Source organism: Pseudodesulfovibrio portus (assembly GCF_026000375.1).
Lineage (GTDB): Bacteria > Desulfobacterota > Desulfovibrionia > Desulfovibrionales > Desulfovibrionaceae > Pseudodesulfovibrio > Pseudodesulfovibrio portus.
Map to the genome: position 1 here is coordinate 2,945,096 of NZ_AP026708.1, position 17,133 is coordinate 2,962,228.

15 protein-coding genes are annotated in these 17,133 nt (G+C 63.5%); 11 read left to right on the forward strand and 4 right to left on the reverse strand.

The genetic code is table 11. The annotated features are described in order from the left end of the window. Window positions 1-25 precede the first annotated feature (25 nt). The gene (gene upp, locus OO730_RS14055; RefSeq protein ID WP_264982106.1) at window positions 26-652 is read right to left on the reverse strand and encodes a uracil phosphoribosyltransferase; all 627 of its coding nucleotides are present in this window, start codon (window positions 650-652) and stop codon (window positions 26-28) included. Between the two features lie 172 nt (window positions 653-824). Here upp and OO730_RS14060 point away from each other — a divergent pair, with 172 nt between their 5' ends. Together OO730_RS14060 and OO730_RS14065 are read left to right on the forward strand one after the other, a co-directional pair. After that, complete coding sequence (locus OO730_RS14060) at window positions 825-2,501, forward strand: dephospho-CoA kinase (protein ID WP_264982107.1); 1,677 nt, start codon at window positions 825-827, stop codon at window positions 2,499-2,501. Continuing rightward, window positions 2,498-3,256 (forward strand): rhomboid family intramembrane serine protease, encoded by a 759-nt coding sequence (locus OO730_RS14065; protein ID WP_264982108.1) that lies wholly within the window; start codon window positions 2,498-2,500, stop codon window positions 3,254-3,256. Before OO730_RS14060 ends, OO730_RS14065 begins: the two co-directional genes overlap by 4 nt. Before the next feature lie 6 nt (window positions 3,257-3,262). Here OO730_RS14065 and OO730_RS14070 read toward each other — a convergent pair whose 3' ends face one another. Continuing rightward, the gene (locus OO730_RS14070) at window positions 3,263-3,820 is read right to left on the reverse strand and encodes a nucleotidyl transferase family protein (protein WP_264982109.1); all 558 of its coding nucleotides are present in this window, start codon (window positions 3,818-3,820) and stop codon (window positions 3,263-3,265) included. Beyond that, a complete protein-coding gene (locus OO730_RS14075) occupies window positions 3,817-5,145 on the reverse strand; it encodes an alkaline phosphatase family protein (protein ID WP_264982110.1) in 1,329 nt (442 codons plus the stop codon). The genes OO730_RS14070 and OO730_RS14075 overlap by 4 nt, the downstream gene beginning before the upstream one ends. A gap of 110 nt (window positions 5,146-5,255) precedes the next feature. On the opposite strand from OO730_RS14075, the gene OO730_RS14080 reads away from it, so the two are divergent. From OO730_RS14080 to OO730_RS14105, 6 genes are all read left to right on the forward strand, one after another. Further along, window positions 5,256-5,858 carry a PHP domain-containing protein gene (locus tag OO730_RS14080; protein WP_264982111.1) on the forward strand — a complete coding sequence of 201 codons (603 nt, stop codon included), beginning with the start codon at window positions 5,256-5,258 and terminating at the stop codon, window positions 5,856-5,858. A gap of 218 nt (window positions 5,859-6,076) precedes the next feature. Beyond that, complete coding sequence (locus OO730_RS14085; protein ID WP_264982112.1) at window positions 6,077-7,051, forward strand: DnaJ C-terminal domain-containing protein; 975 nt, start codon at window positions 6,077-6,079, stop codon at window positions 7,049-7,051. 9 nt (window positions 7,052-7,060) lie between these two features. Beyond that, window positions 7,061-7,396: a chaperone modulator CbpM gene (locus OO730_RS14090; protein WP_264982113.1), complete on the forward strand. Its 336-nt coding sequence runs from the start codon at window positions 7,061-7,063 to the stop codon at window positions 7,394-7,396. 194 nt (window positions 7,397-7,590) lie between these two features. Further along, complete coding sequence (gene clpB / locus OO730_RS14095; protein WP_264982114.1) at window positions 7,591-10,188, forward strand: ATP-dependent chaperone ClpB; 2,598 nt, start codon at window positions 7,591-7,593, stop codon at window positions 10,186-10,188. A 157-nt stretch (window positions 10,189-10,345) separates the two neighbouring features. Further along, window positions 10,346-11,158, forward strand: coding sequence for a transporter substrate-binding domain-containing protein (locus OO730_RS14100; protein ID WP_264982115.1), 813 nt, complete (start codon window positions 10,346-10,348; stop codon window positions 11,156-11,158). An 84-nt stretch (window positions 11,159-11,242) separates the two neighbouring features. Next, a complete protein-coding gene (locus OO730_RS14105; protein WP_264982116.1) occupies window positions 11,243-12,400 on the forward strand; it encodes a multidrug effflux MFS transporter in 1,158 nt (385 codons plus the stop codon). On the opposite strand, the gene OO730_RS14110 is transcribed toward OO730_RS14105, so the two are convergent. After that, window positions 12,397-13,380: a YheT family hydrolase gene (locus OO730_RS14110; RefSeq protein WP_264982117.1), complete on the reverse strand. Its 984-nt coding sequence runs from the start codon at window positions 13,378-13,380 to the stop codon at window positions 12,397-12,399. The genes OO730_RS14105 and OO730_RS14110 overlap by 4 nt on opposite strands. Window positions 13,381-13,512: 132 nt before the next feature. Here OO730_RS14110 and OO730_RS14115 point away from each other — a divergent pair, with 132 nt between their 5' ends. The 3 genes from OO730_RS14115 to OO730_RS14125 all read left to right on the forward strand — a co-directional run bounded on the left by OO730_RS14115 (window position 13,513) and on the right by OO730_RS14125 (window position 17,079). Further along, complete coding sequence (locus OO730_RS14115) at window positions 13,513-14,718, forward strand: aminopeptidase (RefSeq protein WP_264982118.1); 1,206 nt, start codon at window positions 13,513-13,515, stop codon at window positions 14,716-14,718. A gap of 111 nt (window positions 14,719-14,829) precedes the next feature. Then, entirely contained in the window at window positions 14,830-16,308 is a 1,479-nt protein-coding gene (locus OO730_RS14120; RefSeq protein WP_264982119.1) for a tetratricopeptide repeat protein, read from the forward strand. A gap of 147 nt (window positions 16,309-16,455) precedes the next feature. After that, window positions 16,456-17,079, forward strand: coding sequence for a nucleotide exchange factor GrpE (locus tag OO730_RS14125; RefSeq protein ID WP_264982120.1), 624 nt, complete (start codon window positions 16,456-16,458; stop codon window positions 17,077-17,079). Window positions 17,080-17,133: the final 54 nt, after the last annotated feature.

Here is a 17,133-nt window from a genome sequence, read left to right on the forward strand (position 1 = left end):
CACGCCGTGAAGCGTGTCCTTTCACCTACTTGGTGCCGAATATCTTGTCTCCCGCGTCTCCGAGACCCGGGATGATATAGCCGATGTCGTTGAGTTTCTCGTCAACCGCCGCCGTGTAGATGTCCACGTCGGGGTGGTCGCCCAGGATTCGTTTGACGCCTTCGGGCGCGGCGCACAGGAACAAGCCCCGGATGGACTTGCAGCCCGCGTCCTTGAGCAGCCGGATGGTGGCGTCCAGGGTGCCGCCGGTGGCCAGCATGGGGTCGAGGATCAGGGCGGTGCGTTCTTCGATCTTGTTGGCCAGCTTGACGTAGTACTGGACCGGCTCGAGGGTTTCCTCGTTGCGGTAGAAGCCGACCACGGACGCCTTGGCGCCGGGGATCATGTCGAACACGCCGTCCATCATGCCCAGGCCCGCGCGCAGGATGGGCACCACGGTGACCTTCTTGCCCTTGATGCGTTCGACCTCGACGTCGCCTGCCCAGCCCTGGATGGTGACTTTTTCGGTCTCGAAATCCTTGGTGGCTTCATAGGTCAGGAGCCGGGTGATTTCGTTGGCCAGGGTCCGGAAATGGCTGGTGGAAATGTCGTGCTCGCGGAGAAGTCCGACCTTATGCCGGATAAGCGGATGGTCGACCAGGTGTAAGGCCATTGTGCCTCCTTGGTGGTGTTTGTGATATTATCTAAAGAAAGTTTCGATTGCGCAAAATTTCCTTTTTCTATGCTGAACAAGGGGCACGGTCAAGACCCCAAATGGCTATCATGGAATGCGTAAAATCAATTTGAATTTTACTTTCCAATGATTCCCGGTATATCCTCGAAACATGGTCGAAAAGAAAAAAGAAATTTTATGGAAGTGGACCGCCGGGGAGTCGGACAGGGGCATGCGGCTGGACAAGTTCTGGGCGGGGCGGCTGGCCGACGAGGGCGTGTCTCGCGGCCGCGTCAAGACCTGGATCGAGGACGGCCTGGCCACCGTGAACGATGCCGTCGTCGACAAGGGGAAGTTCAAGCTGTCCGAGGGCGATGTCCTGGCCATCGGGTCCGGCGGGACAAGCCTCGACGAGGACGCGCCGCAGGCGGTCCCGGGCGGGCTGGAGGTCCTGTTCGAGGACGAGCACATGCTGGTGGTGAACAAGCCCGCCGGCGTGACCACCCACCCCGCGCCCGGCGAACCCGGGCCGACCCTGGTCAACTTCCTGCTGCACCAGTGGCCGGACATGGCCGCGGACGTCTCGGGCATGGACGGGCAGCGTCCGGGCATCGTGCACAGGCTGGACAAGGACACCTCCGGCATCATGGCCGTGGCCCGCACCGAGGCGGCCCGGCTGAAGCTGGCCTCGGAATTTGCCGGGCGGCGCACGCACAAGGTCTACCTGGCCATCGTGCATGGCTGCCCGGAACGCGGCGAGGGCATCATCGAGGCCCCGGTCGGGCGGCACCAGACCCAGAAGACCCGCATGGCCGTGCTCGAAAAAGGCGGACGCGAGGCCAAAAGCGAGTACCGGGTGATCTGGACCGGACCGCGCGGGCTGGCCTCTCTTGTGGCCGTGCGCATCTTTACCGGCCGGACCCACCAGATCCGCGTGCACATGGCCCACATCGGCCACCCGCTCCTGGGGGACGCGGTCTACGGCCCGCGCGAGAACGCGGAGTGGGCGCGCAGGCCGGACTCGCTGGCAGGCCTGGCCCCGCGCCAGATGCTCCATGCCTTCTATCTTTCCGTCACCCATCCGGACACGGGAGAGCCGGTCACCCGGTGGCTGGAACCGCCCGAGGATTTCCGCCGCCTGCTGGCGGGGCTGACCCGCGAGTGCCTGCGCGTGGGTATCGTGGGCATGCCCGGCAGCGGCAAGTCCGCGCTGCTCGGCATGCTCAGGGACATGGGGCTGCCGTGTTTCTCCGCCGACGAGGTGGTTGCCGGGCTGTACGGTCCGGACGGCGACGGGGCGGCCATGATCCGGCAGCGGTTCGGCGGCCGGTTCACGCGGGAGGACGGGGCGGTGGACAAGCCCGCGCTGTTCGCGGCCATGCAGGAGTCCGGGGGAGTGCGCCGGGACGTCATGGACATGGTCCATCCCATGGTGCGGCACGCGTGCGAGGAGTTTTTCAAGGTCCATCGGGACGAGCCCGCTGCCTATGCCGAGATTCCGCTGCTCCTGGAGGGCGGGTGGCAGGAGGGTGATCTCGTGGACATGGTGGCGGGCGTGGCCTGCCCGGACGCCAAACGGACCGGAGAACTGCGCGAGAAGCGCGGCCTGGACCGCGAGACCATGGCCGTGTTCGATTCCTGGCAGTGGCCCGAGGACCGCAAGCTGGCGGCCTGTGACCTGGTTCTGGACAACACCGGCACGCTGGACGACCTCGCCGGTGAGGCGAGGCGGCTGCGCGACCATGCCACGGGCGTTTACACCGCGCGCAACCAGGCGTTTTCAGAGTGGCTCGCGGACCTGTGGTCGGGGCTGGCCGGAGAAATCGACGTCAGGAGAGCGGCCGAGTGATCCCCCTTCGCGACAATGTGCCCCGCGTGACCAGGCCCTATGCGGTGGTGGTCATCATCGTTCTCAACGCCCTGGCGTTCCTGTACACGGAGTCCATCAACCCGCGCGACCAGATTTACCTCTACCATCTGCTGGGCGTTGTCCCGGCCCGGTTCTTCCAGCCCGACTGGGCGGTCTGGGCCGGCTATCCAGACACCTGGGGCTGGCCGTTTCTGACCTACATGTTCCTGCACGGCGGCTGGCTGCACGTGATCATGAACATGTGGATGCTGTGGATTTTCGGGGACAACATCGAGGACGTCACCGGGCACGGCAAGTTCGTGCTTTTCTATGTCCTCTGCGGGCTGGCCGCCGTGGCCCTGCACATGTCCTTCGAGCAAACATCGCCCACGCCCATCGTGGGCGCGTCCGGGGCCGTGGCCGGGGTCATGGGGGCGTACACCGTGCTCTATCCCCAGGGCCGGGTGCTGACCCTGGTGCCGATCGTCATCTACCCGCTGATACTGCGTATCCCGGCGGCCCTGTTCCTGGGCGTCTGGTTCGTCATGCAGCTCCTGTCCGGCCTGTATTCCACCTCGGCCAACACGGCCCACGGCGTGGCCTGGTGGGCGCACGTGGGCGGGTTCATCGCGGGCATCGTGCTCATCAACTATTTCCGCAGGCCCGGGGCGTGCGTCTACTGCTACAACGCGGAAACGCGCGACTACCAGCCCGATGAAACGGTTTCCGGCGATGACCGGCCGTTCGGGCCCTGATCCCGGCTATCCCTTGCGCAGCCGTTCGCCGAGCTCCCACTGATCGATGAGTCTCGCCACCGCCGGCGGCACCAGATGGCGCCATGCCCGTCCGTCGCGGATGGCCGCCCGCACATCCTTGCCCGTGATTCCCTTCCGGTCCGGGGGCCGTTCCCACAGGACCTCGGTTCGGAGGCCGTGGGTCTCGAACCTGCGCTTCTTTTCCCTTCCCCATTCATCGTAGATGGTCAGGAAGTAGATCGCCTCGGCGGGGCAGAGGCGGTCGAACAGTTCCGGGCGGCAGATCGGGAACGGCACGACCTCGAACGTTTTGGCGGGCACTCCTGCCTCGACCATGGCGGCAGTGACCATGGCCTCGCGTTCCTCGTAGCTCAGCGGATTGTTGTCCAGGCTGGAGCGGGCCGGGTCGGCCGTTTCCTCGCGCGTGGAGGCCGTGTCGGGGTTGGTCACGCCGATGATCAGGCTCTCGCAACGGGCCTTGCCCTCCAGCAGGTAGGCCAGGTGGTCGTTGTGCAGTACCTGGAATCGGCCGTGGATGAAGCCGAGGGGATGGAGTTCGGTCATGGTTCCTGGTCGGGGTCGAGGATGAACGGGGGATGGTCGCCGGGCCAATACTCCACGGGGTCCGGGGAGTCGTGGATGCCCGCCAACCGGGCCTTGTCCAGATGGTTGAGGATGGTCAGGAGCAGCTCGGGTCCGCGCATGCAGCCCAGACAGCCCCCGGCCACGCTGATTTCGTCGAAGGAGCCGACCGGGTCGCGGCGCACGCCGTCGCCGACGATCATGAGCGGCACGGGCTCGCCCGAATGAATGAGCGGGCCGCTACTCGGCGTCGAGTGGTCGGCGGTCACGACCAGCAGCAGGGACGGGTCGTTCTCAAGCGGTTCCAGGGCCGACGCCAGCCCCCGGTCCAGGGATTCGATGGCCCGGACCTTGGCCATGGGGTCCTTGGTGTGGGCGGCCTGATCCGGGGCCTTGGTGTGCACGTGGATGAAGTCGTAGTCGGCAAACCTTTTGCGGGCGAGCTTCACGCGCTCGGCCAGGTCGCGGCCAGGGTCGTCTGTGTCCCCGGCCCGGTGAAAGTCCATGCCGGTGAACCGGGCCAGCCCGGCGTACATGGTCCCGCTGGCGATGGACAGCCCCCGCAGGCCGTATCGGTCGCGGAAGGAGGGGCAATCCGTGAGCCGCCCGGCGCGCTGGGTGACGAGGCCGGTGATCGGGGCGAGGCCGCGGGCAATGCGCTCCAGGTTGACCGGAGCGGTCTTGAGCCGGTGAAATGCGTCGATCAGGAAAGCCCGCAGCGCATTGGCCGTGCCCAGGGCCGCCGGGTCGTGCGCGTAATCCCTGAGCGGCAGGACTGCGGGAATGCGCCTGCCGTCCACCATGGGATTGGAGTCCGTGATGTGCGGGCTGACCGGGCCTGTCAGGCGCAGCACCCCGAACAGGCCGCCTGCCGGGTGGTGCGTGATCCGTATCCCGTCCTGCTCGAAGGGCGGCAGGGCGTCGAACAGGCTGCGGCATTCGTCCGGCCCGACCTTGGCCTTGTCGCGTTTCAGGACCAACCGGTTGTGCTCGTCAGGCACAACGTGGGCGAAGTGGGAGAGCACGGCGACATCCTGCGGACCGAGGTCCACGCCCGCGCCCAGGGCCTCCAGGGGACCCCGGCCCGGAAATTCGTCGCGCGCGCCGCCGAAAATGGCGAAGTGCGCGTTTTCGCTGGGCAGGGCTTGCCCGAACCGGGTGGCGTGGTACAGCCCGGTGCCGCCCAAGGCGGCCAGCCGGTCGAGAAACGGCGTGCGGGCCGCCTGAAGGGGAGTGCGGTCGTCGAACTGCGCATGGGAGCGGTCCCCCAATCCGTCAAGAAGAATGAGGAGACACTTCTCAGGCACTGCGCGCTCCGTGGCAAGGCGGGGTTGTATTGATGAAGTCAATGCGTGTCATAAAATGAATCGACTATATGAAGTTGCGTTTCCGGGAGGCACGGATCATAATCCCTATCATGCGCATGGATCTTCACGTTCATTCCACCTGCTCCCCGTGCAGCTGCATGGAGCCTTCGGATATCCTTTCCCACGCCCGGGCCAAGGGCTTGGACGGGGTGTGCTTCACCGACCACAATACTACCGAGGTCTTGGCACAAATTCACGAAGGTTTCCAGCCCGACGGACTGTTCGTCGCCGTGGGCATGGAGTACTCCACGCCGCAGGGGGATTTTCTGGTTTTCGGCGACGTGGAATTCCTGCCGGACGGGTTGACCGGCAACGCCCTGCTGCTCCGGGTTCGCGATCTCGGCGGCGCTGCGGTGGCCGCCCACCCGTTTCGGGCCGGTCGTTCGGTGGATCCGTCCGTGTTCCATGCCGGGCTGTGTCATCTGATCGAGGTGGATAACGGCCGGAATTCGCCGGACGAAAACGAACGGGCCAGGTCCCTGGCCTTGGGCCGCAGCATGACCTCCGTGGCCGGTTCCGACGCCCACCGGCTCGACGAACTGGGGCGCTATCCCACGGAATTCACGATTCCCGTCCGGTCCCGTGCCGATCTGGTGCATGCCCTGAATAACGGCCTGTGCCATCCCGCCCGCCCCTGTCGAATGGCGATCTGATCCCTTCCCTTTCCCCACGCTTATCTGTCCCCCCTGTCCCGCCGCCGGTCGCGGAAGGATGTCTTATGCCCTTTTTCCACAGAAAGTCGCATCGACCTTGTGGAAAACCCTGTGGAAATCATCCGAAATCTTTTTGGAAACGACTTGACACATTGTCCGGGCGGATTATTTTAAGCGAGCACCGGAAAATAGATTTATCACTGAAGGAACACGTTCGCATGGAATATAAGGACTACTACAAACTTCTCGGAGTTTCCCGCTCCGCCTCCAAGGATGAGGTCAGCAAGGCCTTCAAGAAACTGGCCCGCAAATATCATCCCGACCTCAATCCCAATGATGCCGGAGCCGAGGCCAAGTTCAAGGAGATCAACGAAGCCTACGAAGTCCTCAAGGACGAGAAGAAGCGGAAGCTCTACGACCAGTTCGGCTCCAACTGGGAGCACGGTCAGAACTTCCAGCCGCCGCCGGGCTATGAGAACATGGACTTCGGCGGTTTCGGCGGATTCGCCGGCGGCGGGTCCGGGGCCGGGTTCTCCGACTTTTTCGAGACCATTTTCGGCGGTGGTGGCGGCTCGTTTCGCGGCGGCTTCCAGCAGGGCGGTTATCAGCAGGGCGGTTTCCAGCAGCGTCCCCGGCGTGGGGCGGATGCCGAGGCGTCCTATGAGCTGACCCTGGAAGAGGCCTATCGCGGCGGCAAGAAGTCCATCACCCTGCAGGAGCAGGTCCATGGCCCCGAGGGCGTTCCCCGCATGACCACGAAGACCCTGGAGGTCACGGTGCCGCCCGGCATCAAGGACGGGCAGAAGATTCGGCTGGCCGGCCAGGGCAATCCCGGCATGAGCGGCGGGCCCAAGGGCGACCTGTACCTCAAGATCCGGCTCATGCCGCACCACATGTTCAAGGTGGCGGACGCGGACATCATCCTCGATCTGCCCCTGGCCCCGTGGGAGGCCGCATTGGGCGCGAGCCTGCGCATACCGACCCTGGACGGCGCGGTGGAGATGAAGATCCCGCCGGGCATCGGATCGGGAAAGAAGCTGCGCATCAAGGGGCGCGGCCTCGGGTCCGGGGCCAAAAAGGGCGACCAGTACGTGCGCATCATGATTCAGGTGCCGGAGCGGCTGTCCGAGGCCGAGCGAGAACTCATGGAGAAGCTGCGCGCCGCATCCGAGTTCAAGCCGAGAACGTTTTAAGGGGGGGCCATGACCACCAAAAGACTACAGGAAATGATTTTGCAGCTGCCCGGCCTCAATCTGCCGGAGCGCAGTGAATACGTCGCCTGGGCGCAGCTCGTGCAGCTGACCTCCATCCAGCCCTCGGAGATCGCCGAACTGGTGGATCTGGGCTGGATCAGTCCCAAGAAGACCTCCGCCGAGGAATACCTGTTTCGGTTGCGCGACGTGTACCGCATCCACAAGCTCATGCGGTTGGTCAAGGACCTGGACGTGACCTTTGACTCGGGCTCCATCATCGTCGACCTGCTCGACCGGGTGGAGGAACTGGAAAAGGAAGTTGAAGAGCTCAGAAGGCTCGTATGAGAGCACTGCATAATTGCCCTCTGGCTGCGTTGTCGCCAAAAAGCTCAAACTCTCGCGTGCAGGAGGTACGCGTCGATCTTGATCTTTTTGCCGCGCCTTGCCGGCGAACAATTCTACAGCACTCTTGGAAGAATGATCCGGAATAAATTTTTTTACCAAGCAGTGGTTTCATTAAATAAAAGGGGGTATCGATAATGGATCCGAATACCTTTACGAAAAAGACGCAGGACGCCGTGTCCGAGGCCCAGAATCTGGCCATCCGAAACGGTCACCAGCAGATAGATTGTGAACACCTCATGCACGCCCTGGTGGCGCAGGATCAGGGGCTGGCAGGCCAGATTCTGCGAAAGCTGGGCATTGCGCCCGACGCCTATCTGGGCGCCGTCGACGCCGAGATCGCCAAGATGCCGAGCGTGTCCGGTCCCGGGGCGCGCCCGGACCAGATCATGATCACGCCGCGCATGCAGAAGACGTTGGTTGCGGCCGACGACATGCGCAAGCGCATGAAGGACGAGTACGTGTCCGTGGAACACGTCTTCGTGGCCCTCATGGACGAGGGATCGAACACGGGCGTGGGCCGCGTGAACAAGCAGTTTTCCCTGGACAAGAACAAGGTCCTCGGGGCGCTGGAAGAGGTGCGCGGCAAGCAGCGCGTGACCTCGGACAATCCCGAGGCGACCTACGATTCGCTCAAGAAGTACGGCCGCGACCTGGTGGAGGAGGCCCGTTCAGGCAAGCTCGATCCGGTCATCGGCCGCGACTCCGAGATTCGCCGCGTCATCCGCATCCTGTCGCGGCGCACCAAGAACAACCCGGTGCTCATCGGCGAGGCGGGCGTGGGCAAGACGGCCATCGCGGAAGGGCTGGCCCAGCGCATCGTCAATGAGGACGTGCCCGAGGGCCTCAAGAACAAGACCGTGTTTTCCCTGGACATGTCCGCGCTCATCGCCGGGGCCAAGTACCGTGGCGAGTTCGAGGAACGGCTCAAGGCCGTGCTCAAGGAGGTGGCCGAGTCCGCCGGGCAGATCATCATGTTCATCGACGAGATGCACACCATCGTGGGCGCGGGCAAGACCGACGGGGCCATGGACGCTGGCAACATCCTCAAGCCCATGCTGGCGCGCGGCGAGCTGCACTGCATCGGCGCGACCACCATCGACGAATACCGCAAATACATCGAGAAGGACCCGGCGTTGGAGCGCCGTTTCCAGACGGTGCTGGTGGAAGAGCCCAACGTGGAGGACACCATTTCCATCCTGCGGGGGCTGCGGGAGCGGTTCGAGGTGCACCACGGCGTGCGCATCGCGGACAGTGCCATCGTGGAGGCCGCCGTGCTCTCCAACCGGTACATCACCGACCGGCAGCTCCCGGACAAGGCCATCGACCTCATCGACGAGGCCGCAGCCCTGATCCGCACCGAGATCGATTCCCAGCCCTATGAGCTGGACAAGGCCAATCGCCAGATCATGCAGCTCGAGATCGAGCGCGAGGCCCTCAAGCGCGAGTCGGACAAGGCGTCCCGCGAGCGGCTCACGGGGTTGGAGAAGAAGCTGGCGGAGATCAAGGAACATCAGGCTGCGCTGCTCGCCCAGTGGGAGAACGAAAAGTCCGGCATCGAGCGGCTTCGCTCCATCAAGGAGGCCATCGAGACCACCCGGCGCGAGATAGACGAGGCCAAGCGCGTGCACGACTACAACCGCGCCGCCGAACTGGAATACGGTCGCCTCAATACCCTTGAAAAGGACCTTGAAGAGCGCAACCGGGAACTGGAATCCGGGGACACGCAACGCATGGTCAAGGAGGAGGTCGGCCCGGACGACGTCGCCCAGGTCATCGCCAGGTGGACCGGCATCCCGGTCTCCAGGCTCATGGAAGGGGAGCGCGAGAAGCTGCTCAAGCTGGCCGACGTGCTCCACGAGCGGGTCATCGGCCAGGACCAGGCCGTGCAGGCCGTGGCCGACGCGGTGCTGCGCGCCCGTGCGGGCCTCAAGGACCCGAGCAGGCCCATCGGTTCGTTCATCTTCCTCGGCCCCACCGGCGTGGGCAAGACCGAGCTGTGCAAGACCCTGGCTTCGGCCCTGTTCGACACCGAGGAGAACATGGTGCGCATCGACATGTCCGAGTACATGGAGAAGCATACCGTGGCCCGGCTCATCGGCGCGCCTCCGGGTTACATCGGCTATGACGAGGGCGGCCAGCTCACCGAGGCCGTGCGCCGCAAGCCGTATTCGGTCATCCTGTTCGACGAGATCGAGAAGGCGCACCACGACGTGTTCAACGTCCTGCTGCAGATTCTCGACGACGGCAGATTGACCGACTCTCACGGCCGTACCGTTGATTTCAAGAACACCATCGTCATCATGACCTCCAACCTCGGGGCCGAGTACATGCTCGACGGCATCGACGAGACCGGGGAGTTCAAGGTGGGCGTGGAAGATCAGGTGATGGAGGTCCTGCGCCGCCATTTCCGGCCCGAGTTCCTCAACCGGGTGGACGAGACCGTGCTCTTCAGGCCGCTGTCGAGGGAACAGCTCATCGGCATCATCGACCTGCTGGCGGCGGGGCTGCGTTCCCGGCTGGAAGACCGCAAGATCACGCTCGAACTCACTGACAAGGCCAAGTCCTTCATCGCGGCTTCCGCCTACGACCCGAGCTTCGGGGCGCGCCCGCTGCACCGGTATCTCCAGGCCAACCTGGAGACCCCGCTGGCCCGCCTGCTCATCGGCGGCGAGCTGGAGGAGGGGGCCACGGTGACCGTGGACGAGAAGGACGGTGGACTGGTTTTCGAGTAACCGCAGGTCGTTCAAGAACAATAGCGCCCGGCTTTGCCCGGGCGCTTTTTTTTGCGCGGTTCTTTACAAAAACCTCTTGAAGGATTAATCACGGTAAGCAATGGATTATACAAGGCTTCCTGTGATTGCGGTATTTGTTGTCCTGGTTGCCGTCCTGATGGCGGCGCCGGTTGTCCATGGTCGCGACCTTCGGGCAAAGGCGGAGATGCCCACTCTGGTCGTCGTCCATTCCGACAATACCCCGCCGCTTTCCTTCAAGGGCATGAACTTCACCCCCAAGGGGCTGGTGTTGGATTTCTGGAAGGCGTGGTCCGTGCAGACCGGCATAGGCGTCACGGTCGTGCAGACGGATTGGCCCAACTCCCTGAGGATGATGCGGGAGGGGACCGCCGACGTGCACGGGGGGCTCTATTACACAGAGAGCCGTGACGCCTTTCTCGACTTTTCCATCCCGATCCTGAAGCAGAAGGCGACGCTGTTCGTGCGCGCCGACCTGGACATTACGGACATCTCGGATCTCCGGGGCCGATACGTGGGCGTACTGGAACAGGGGTATTCCCAATCCTGGCTCAGGGAGCACTATCCGGAACTCAAGCGCAAGCCGTACAAAAACTCCCGGCATATGGTAGAGGGTGCCCGGGCGGGCGAGGTGGATGGACTGCTGACCGAGTACGCGACGTTGGTTTACCAGCTCGGCTCCACGGGGCAGTCCAGGGACTTCGTGCCCCTGCAGAGCCTCTACGAGGAGACCCTCAAGGCCGCTGTCGCACAGGGCAGGGCCGATCTCCTGGAGTTGGTGGATCAGGGCATCCGGGACATGGGCGAAGAGCAGCGACGGAAGATTTACGAGCGCTGGATCATTCCCGACGACGCCCTTCCCGGATGGCTGTGGCCCGCTGCGGGCGCCGGGTTGATTGCGCTCATCATCGGCCTGGCGGCGGTGTTTTCGGGCGGTCTGCGGCGCGAATAGACCGTTTTGCAATGGTGCCGAAAGGGCTTGACTTTCACCTCGGCTTATTGAGAAGTTGCGCCTTCAACTTTCAGCCGAGGTACCATGCCCAACCTGCTTTTTCTTTCCATCCTGGCCGCTTTCCCGGCCATGGCGATCGATATGTATCTGCCCGCCATTCCCATGCTGCAGGAATTGTGGGGCGTGCCGTTTGGCGTGGTCAACCGGTCGCTGGTGATCTTCATCGTCACCTTCAGCGTCTTTCTGCTTGTCCACGGCCCGCTGTCGGACCGGTTCGGGCGTCGGCCGGTGCTCTTCGGCGGCATACTGCTGTTCATCCTCGGCAGCATCCTGTGCGCCGTTGCCCCGTCCATCACCGTATTGTTGGCGGCGCGAGCCCTCCAGGGTGCCGGGGCGGCCTCGGCGTCCTCCCTCTCCCTGGCCCTGTCCAAGGACCTCTACGAGGGCGCGGAGCGGCAGAAGATACTCGCCTACATCGGGGTCATCATGGCGTTCTGCCCCATGTTTGCCCCCACCCTGGGCGGAGCGATCCTCAAGTTCGCTTCCTGGCACTGGATATTCGTCACCCAGGCATGCCTGGCCCTGATCGGGCTGTACGGCGTGTTCCGGCTCAAGGAGCCGCTGGCGGAATTCACGAGGGGCGGGGTCCTGGCCGTGGCCGGGCGCTACCTGACGGTGTTCAGGAACGTGCCGTTCACCGTGCTGTCCACGGCATTCGCCCTGATGGTCCTGCCGCATTTCGGATTCATCGGTGGTTCCACGGATATCTTCATCAACGGATTCGGCATGTCCGAGCAGATGTTCGGCGTCTATTTCGCCGTCAACGCCTTCGGCCTGATGGTGGGCTCGTTCACCTGCACGCGTTTGGCCGGGGTGGTGCCCCCCATGCGGATTCTCTACTCTTCCCTCTGCATCATGCTCGGGGCCGGTGCGCTGATGCTCGTTCTCGGGGGCGGCTCGCCGCTGACCGTCACCGTTCCCATGGTCTGCATCACGTTCGCAGTGGGCTTTTCGCGGCCCATCGCCAACTCCATGATCCTTGACCATGTGTCCAAGGACGTGGGCGCGGCCTCCGGGGTGATCACCTTCGAGATGTTCTTCGTGGGGGCCATGTCCATGGAGCTCATCTCCCTGGAGTGGGCCCACAAGTTCGCCGTGCTCGGCGTCCTGGCTCTGGCCGGTGCGCTGATTCCCCTGCTGACCTTGCTCGTCATGCGGGCGGCGGAACGCAGAAAAGCCTAGCCCAGTATTTCCGTCAGAAAGGACGCGGCCCGCTTTTCGGACCAGTAGACGTTGCCGTTGCCGGTGAGCACGAATCCCACGTGGCCGCCGAAGTCCGGCATCTCGAGAAACAGGTCGGGGTTGGCCTCGGCCTCTCGCCGGGGGTAGCAGGACGGCGACATGAACGGGTCGTCCAGGGAATTGACGACCAGGGCGGGCACGGCGACGTTCGGCAGGAATTGCAGGCAGCTCGATTTGGCGTAGTAGTCCGCAGCGTCCCGGAACCCGTTGGCCGGGGCTGTGAACCGGTCGTCGAAGTCGCGCAGGGTGCGAATGCCCCTGAGCAGTTCCGCATCCACCCGGCCAGGGAACATGGCCGCCTTGTCCCGTATCTTTCGGCTCAACCCCCGCATGAAGTACTTGAAATAGAGTTTGCGCGAGGGCAGGGCGAGCACCTGCTCGCAGCCGTCCAGATCGCAGGGCACGGAAAAGACCGCCGCCGCCTTGACCGCGTCCGGCACCTTTGCCGGGTCTTCGCCCAGGTACTTGAGAATCTGGTTGCCGCCCATGGAAAAACCGATCAGGGCCGCCGTGTCGTATCCGCCCGCGTCCAGGCAGTGGGCGATGACCGCGTGCAGGTCGCCCGTCTCGCCGGAATGGTAGCACCGCTCCAGCCGGTTGGGCTCGCTGCTGCATCCGCGTTGGGACCAGCAGACCGCATCGAAACCGAGTCCGGTGGCCATGAGGGCCATGCCGAGCACGTATTTTCGGCGCGAGTTTCCTTCCAGGCCGTGGCTGATCACCACCACGCCGCGCGCCGGGCCGGTTTGCGAACTGTGGAGGTCGTAGTCCAGGAAGTCGCCGTCATCGAGTTCCACGCGGCGGGTTTCCGGTTCGGGCAGGACCGGGGGCGTCCGCAGCAGGGACGGGTACAGGGTGGACACGTTGCCGAAGCGGAAGGGCGGGCTGGGACGGTAGTCCGGCGTTGGCAGTATGGGCATGGCAATGTGTACGACCGTGTCCGGCGGATGTCAAAACATCGCCAAGGATTGAAAACGATTGCCTCAAGGTGCCATGGTTCTGTATCATGTCGGGACGCGCCGCTGGTGGCGTGCGGAACCGAGGAGCCCTTTTTGCCGCTGTATGATCAAGTGGATTTGGAGAATTACGCCGAGGTCCTGACCTGGGCCCTGGCCGAGACCCGGGAAAAGCCCATCAGGAATATGGAGTCGGTGGTCATCCGCTACGACATCCCGGGCCTGGCCCTGGCCGAAGCCGTGTATGCGCGGCTCATGGACATGCATCTCAATCCGGTGCCGGTGGCCACGCCCACCCCGTACATGGAGATGGAGCGCCATCTCAACTCCAGCTACGGCCAGCTCCTGTTCCAGCAGCCGGGTCTGTCCGAGCTTTACGCCCAGGCCGGCGGCGTCATCACCATCCTCGCCCCCGAGGATTTGACCCATCTCCAGAACGTGGACCCGCGCACCATAGCCGAGGCCCGGCGGGCCGAGGGGCCGCGACGCCGCATCCTGCAGCAGCGCAGGCTGTCCGGTTCGTTCGGCTGGACCACCTGCGTCTATCCCACACAGGCTCTGGCCGAGGCCTCCGGCATGACCCTTGAAGAGTACGCCTATGCCCTGAAGCGCGCATGCTGGCTGAACATGCCCGCCCCGGTGGCGGAGTGGCGGCGGCTGAAGCGGGAAGTGGGAGAGGTGTGCGCCTGGCTGGATTCCATGAACATCAGGCGGCTGCACGTCGAGTCCGAGGACATCAACCTCAAGGTCCCGGTGGGCGACAACCGGCGGTTCGTGGGCGTGTCCGGGGCCAACGTGCCGGGCTATGAAATCTATTTCGCCCCGGACGCGCGCGGCGTGGAAGGGACGTACTACGCCGACCAGGCCACCCTGCGGTACGGCCACCTGGTGGCCGGCGTGTCCCTGGACTTTTCCGGCGGCGTCGCCGCCCGCGTTGAATCCGAGCGGGGGCAGATTTTTTTGCAGAACCAGATGTATTCCGACGCCGGCGCGCGCCGCGTGGGCGAGTTCTCCCTCACGGACAAGCGGTTTTCGCGGGTGGACCGGTTCATGGCCCATACCCTGCTGGACGAGAACTGCGGCGGGGAGCACGGCAACTGCCACATCGCTCTGGGCGGCTCGGTGCTGGAGAGCTTCACCGGCCCGAGGGAGCTGCTCACCCCTCAACTGGAATACGAACTTGGTTTCAACGCCTCGGACATGCATTGGGACCTGGTCAACACCCAGCCCAAGCGGGTCACGGCCTGGTTTGCGGGCGGCGAGCCCCGGACCATCTATGAAAACGGATCTTTTCGGATATGAATGGTGGAGTATTATTTCGTATTGTTTGGTGTAATCGGGAAATTTTCCTATTGATCTTTGTGCCTGAAAAATGGTTCTAGATAGTGGATTGCTCATAAGTCGGTAGCACACATGGGAAAGAAGGAAGTCAAAAAGAAAAGCGTTTACGTCGTGCGATCGGACGAGGCCGAGCTCAAGGAGCTTGAGGCCAAGAAGAAGTCCGAGACCAAAGGCGTCTACGTGGTCAAGACCAACGAGGAAGTGGTCAACCGCTACAAGGGCGTTGTCCGGGAGTTCACCGAAACCCCCGGCGTCTTTATACTTGTCACCAAGGACAAGACTTTTTTCCAGACCTTTCGCAGCGCCATGGTCGCCATGGGGCTCAAGGGCGGCGTCATCCACATGGTCAGGAAGCTGGCCCAGGTGCCCTTTTACGTCCAGACCATGAAGCGGGACGGGTTCCTGCCCTTCGTGTTCATGGAATACGCCATCGATTCCGAACTTGCCCTGGCGACCCTGCGGTACACCAAGTCCGAGAACAAGGACGTCAAGATCGTGGTCCTGTCCCGTGAACTGAGCCGGGAAAGGCTGTTCCAGTTCTATGAGGACGGGGCGAACGGCTTTCTCAAGAAACCGGCTTCCGTCAACTCCATCATCACCAAGATAGCCTTCCAGCTCAAGCCGCAGTGCGAGGTGGACGCCCTGGTCGAGGAGGGCCGCGAGCACATCCGGTGCAACCGTTTCGAGGAGGCGCTGGAACAGGCCGAGTCCATCCTGTCCAAGTGGCCCAGCAATGCCGCCGCCATGGTCATCATGGGCGACGCCCAGAAGGGGCTGGCCATGCGCGAGGAAGCGCTCAAGGCCTACAAGAAGGCCGAGCGCAATTCCGTGGACTACCTGGAGCCGCTCCAGAAGATCGTCGATCTGCACGACGAGGACGGCGACAAGGAGGCTGCGCTCAAGTATCTCGGCAAGCTGGACCGCATGTCGCCGCTCAACTGCACCCGGAAAATCCAGATTGCGGAGCGGCACTTCGAGCAGGGCAACGCGGTGGAGGCGGAGAAGTATTTCGACGAGGCCATCGCGGCGGCCAAGGAAGAGGCCCTGGGCGTGGTGGGCGAGATGTCCATGGACATTGCGGAAGTGGCCTCGCGTTTCGATCCCAAGCTGGCCGCAAAGTACTACCGTCAGTCCCTGGAGATGGTAAAGAGTTCCAAGTCCGCCCTGACCATGGCCGTTTACAACCGCCTGGGCATCTCCCTGCGCAAGCAGGGGCTGTGGGGCGAGGCCATCGAGGCCTACACCGAGGCCGCCAAGTATTCGCCCGAGGACGAGAACATCCAGTACAACATCGCCCTGGCCTATGAAGAGGGCCAGCAGTACGAGGATGCCGCCTCGCACATGCACACGGCCATCACCATCAATCCGGACATGTACAGGGACAAGCCGGACCTGGCCTACAACATCGGGGCCGCCCTGGCCCGCGGCGGCAAGCCCCGGCAGGCCGTAGAATGCCTGACCTATCTCCAGGAGATCGCTCCCGGCTTCAAGGACTCCAGGAAGCTCCTCAAGGAAGTGACCGTGGCGGGCAAGAAGACCTACGCTTTTTAGGCGCTGAATCCGGCTTCCTGCCCCTTGGGGGCTTTTTCTTATGCGGCCCTCCCATTGACAACGATTTCGTCATGCTTATTTGTCCCACAGGCTACGCCGAGGGCGGGTCTTTCCATTCGAATCACAGCACTCAAGGATTTATAATTCATGGTGAAAAAGACTGATAATGAAGTCCCCATCAACGGTTTGTATGACGAAGATGGCAGGGTTTTCCCCGAGGAGCAGCCCGGCGAGCAGGCCGGGACCGTGGATGTCGAGGTCGGCGATGAAACCGAGGTTTCCCTGAGTCAGGAGGAACTTGTGGCCCTGTGCCGCGAGTCGGTCTGTCCCGGTTGCGACGTGCACAAGGAGGCCGAGGCCATCCGGCTGCGCGCCCTGGCCGATTCCGAAAACGTCAAGAAGCGGCTCCTGCGCGAGAACGAGGAGATGAAGAAGTATGCCGGCGAGTCGGTCCTGGCGGACCTGCTGCCCGTGCTCGACAACCTCGACCTCGCCCTGGCCCACACCGGCGGCCTGGACGCCGCCTGCCAGAATTTCGTCATCGGCGTGGACATGACCCGCAAGTTGTTCCTGGACGCCGTGAAGGGCCATGGCCTGGAGGCCGTCGCCGCCACGGTAGGCGCCGACTTCGACCCCGGGGTCCACGAGGCCGTGGGCACGGTGGAGCAGGAGGAGCTGGGCGACAACCAGATCGCCCAGGTGGTGCAGCAGGGCTACGTCCTCAAGGGCCGCCTGCTTCGCCCGGCAAAGGTCATGGTCAACAAGGGTTAGCCGGTTTTTTGTTTCTCCGGCCCTTTACAAGCCGGAACGCGTGGTTATTGAACA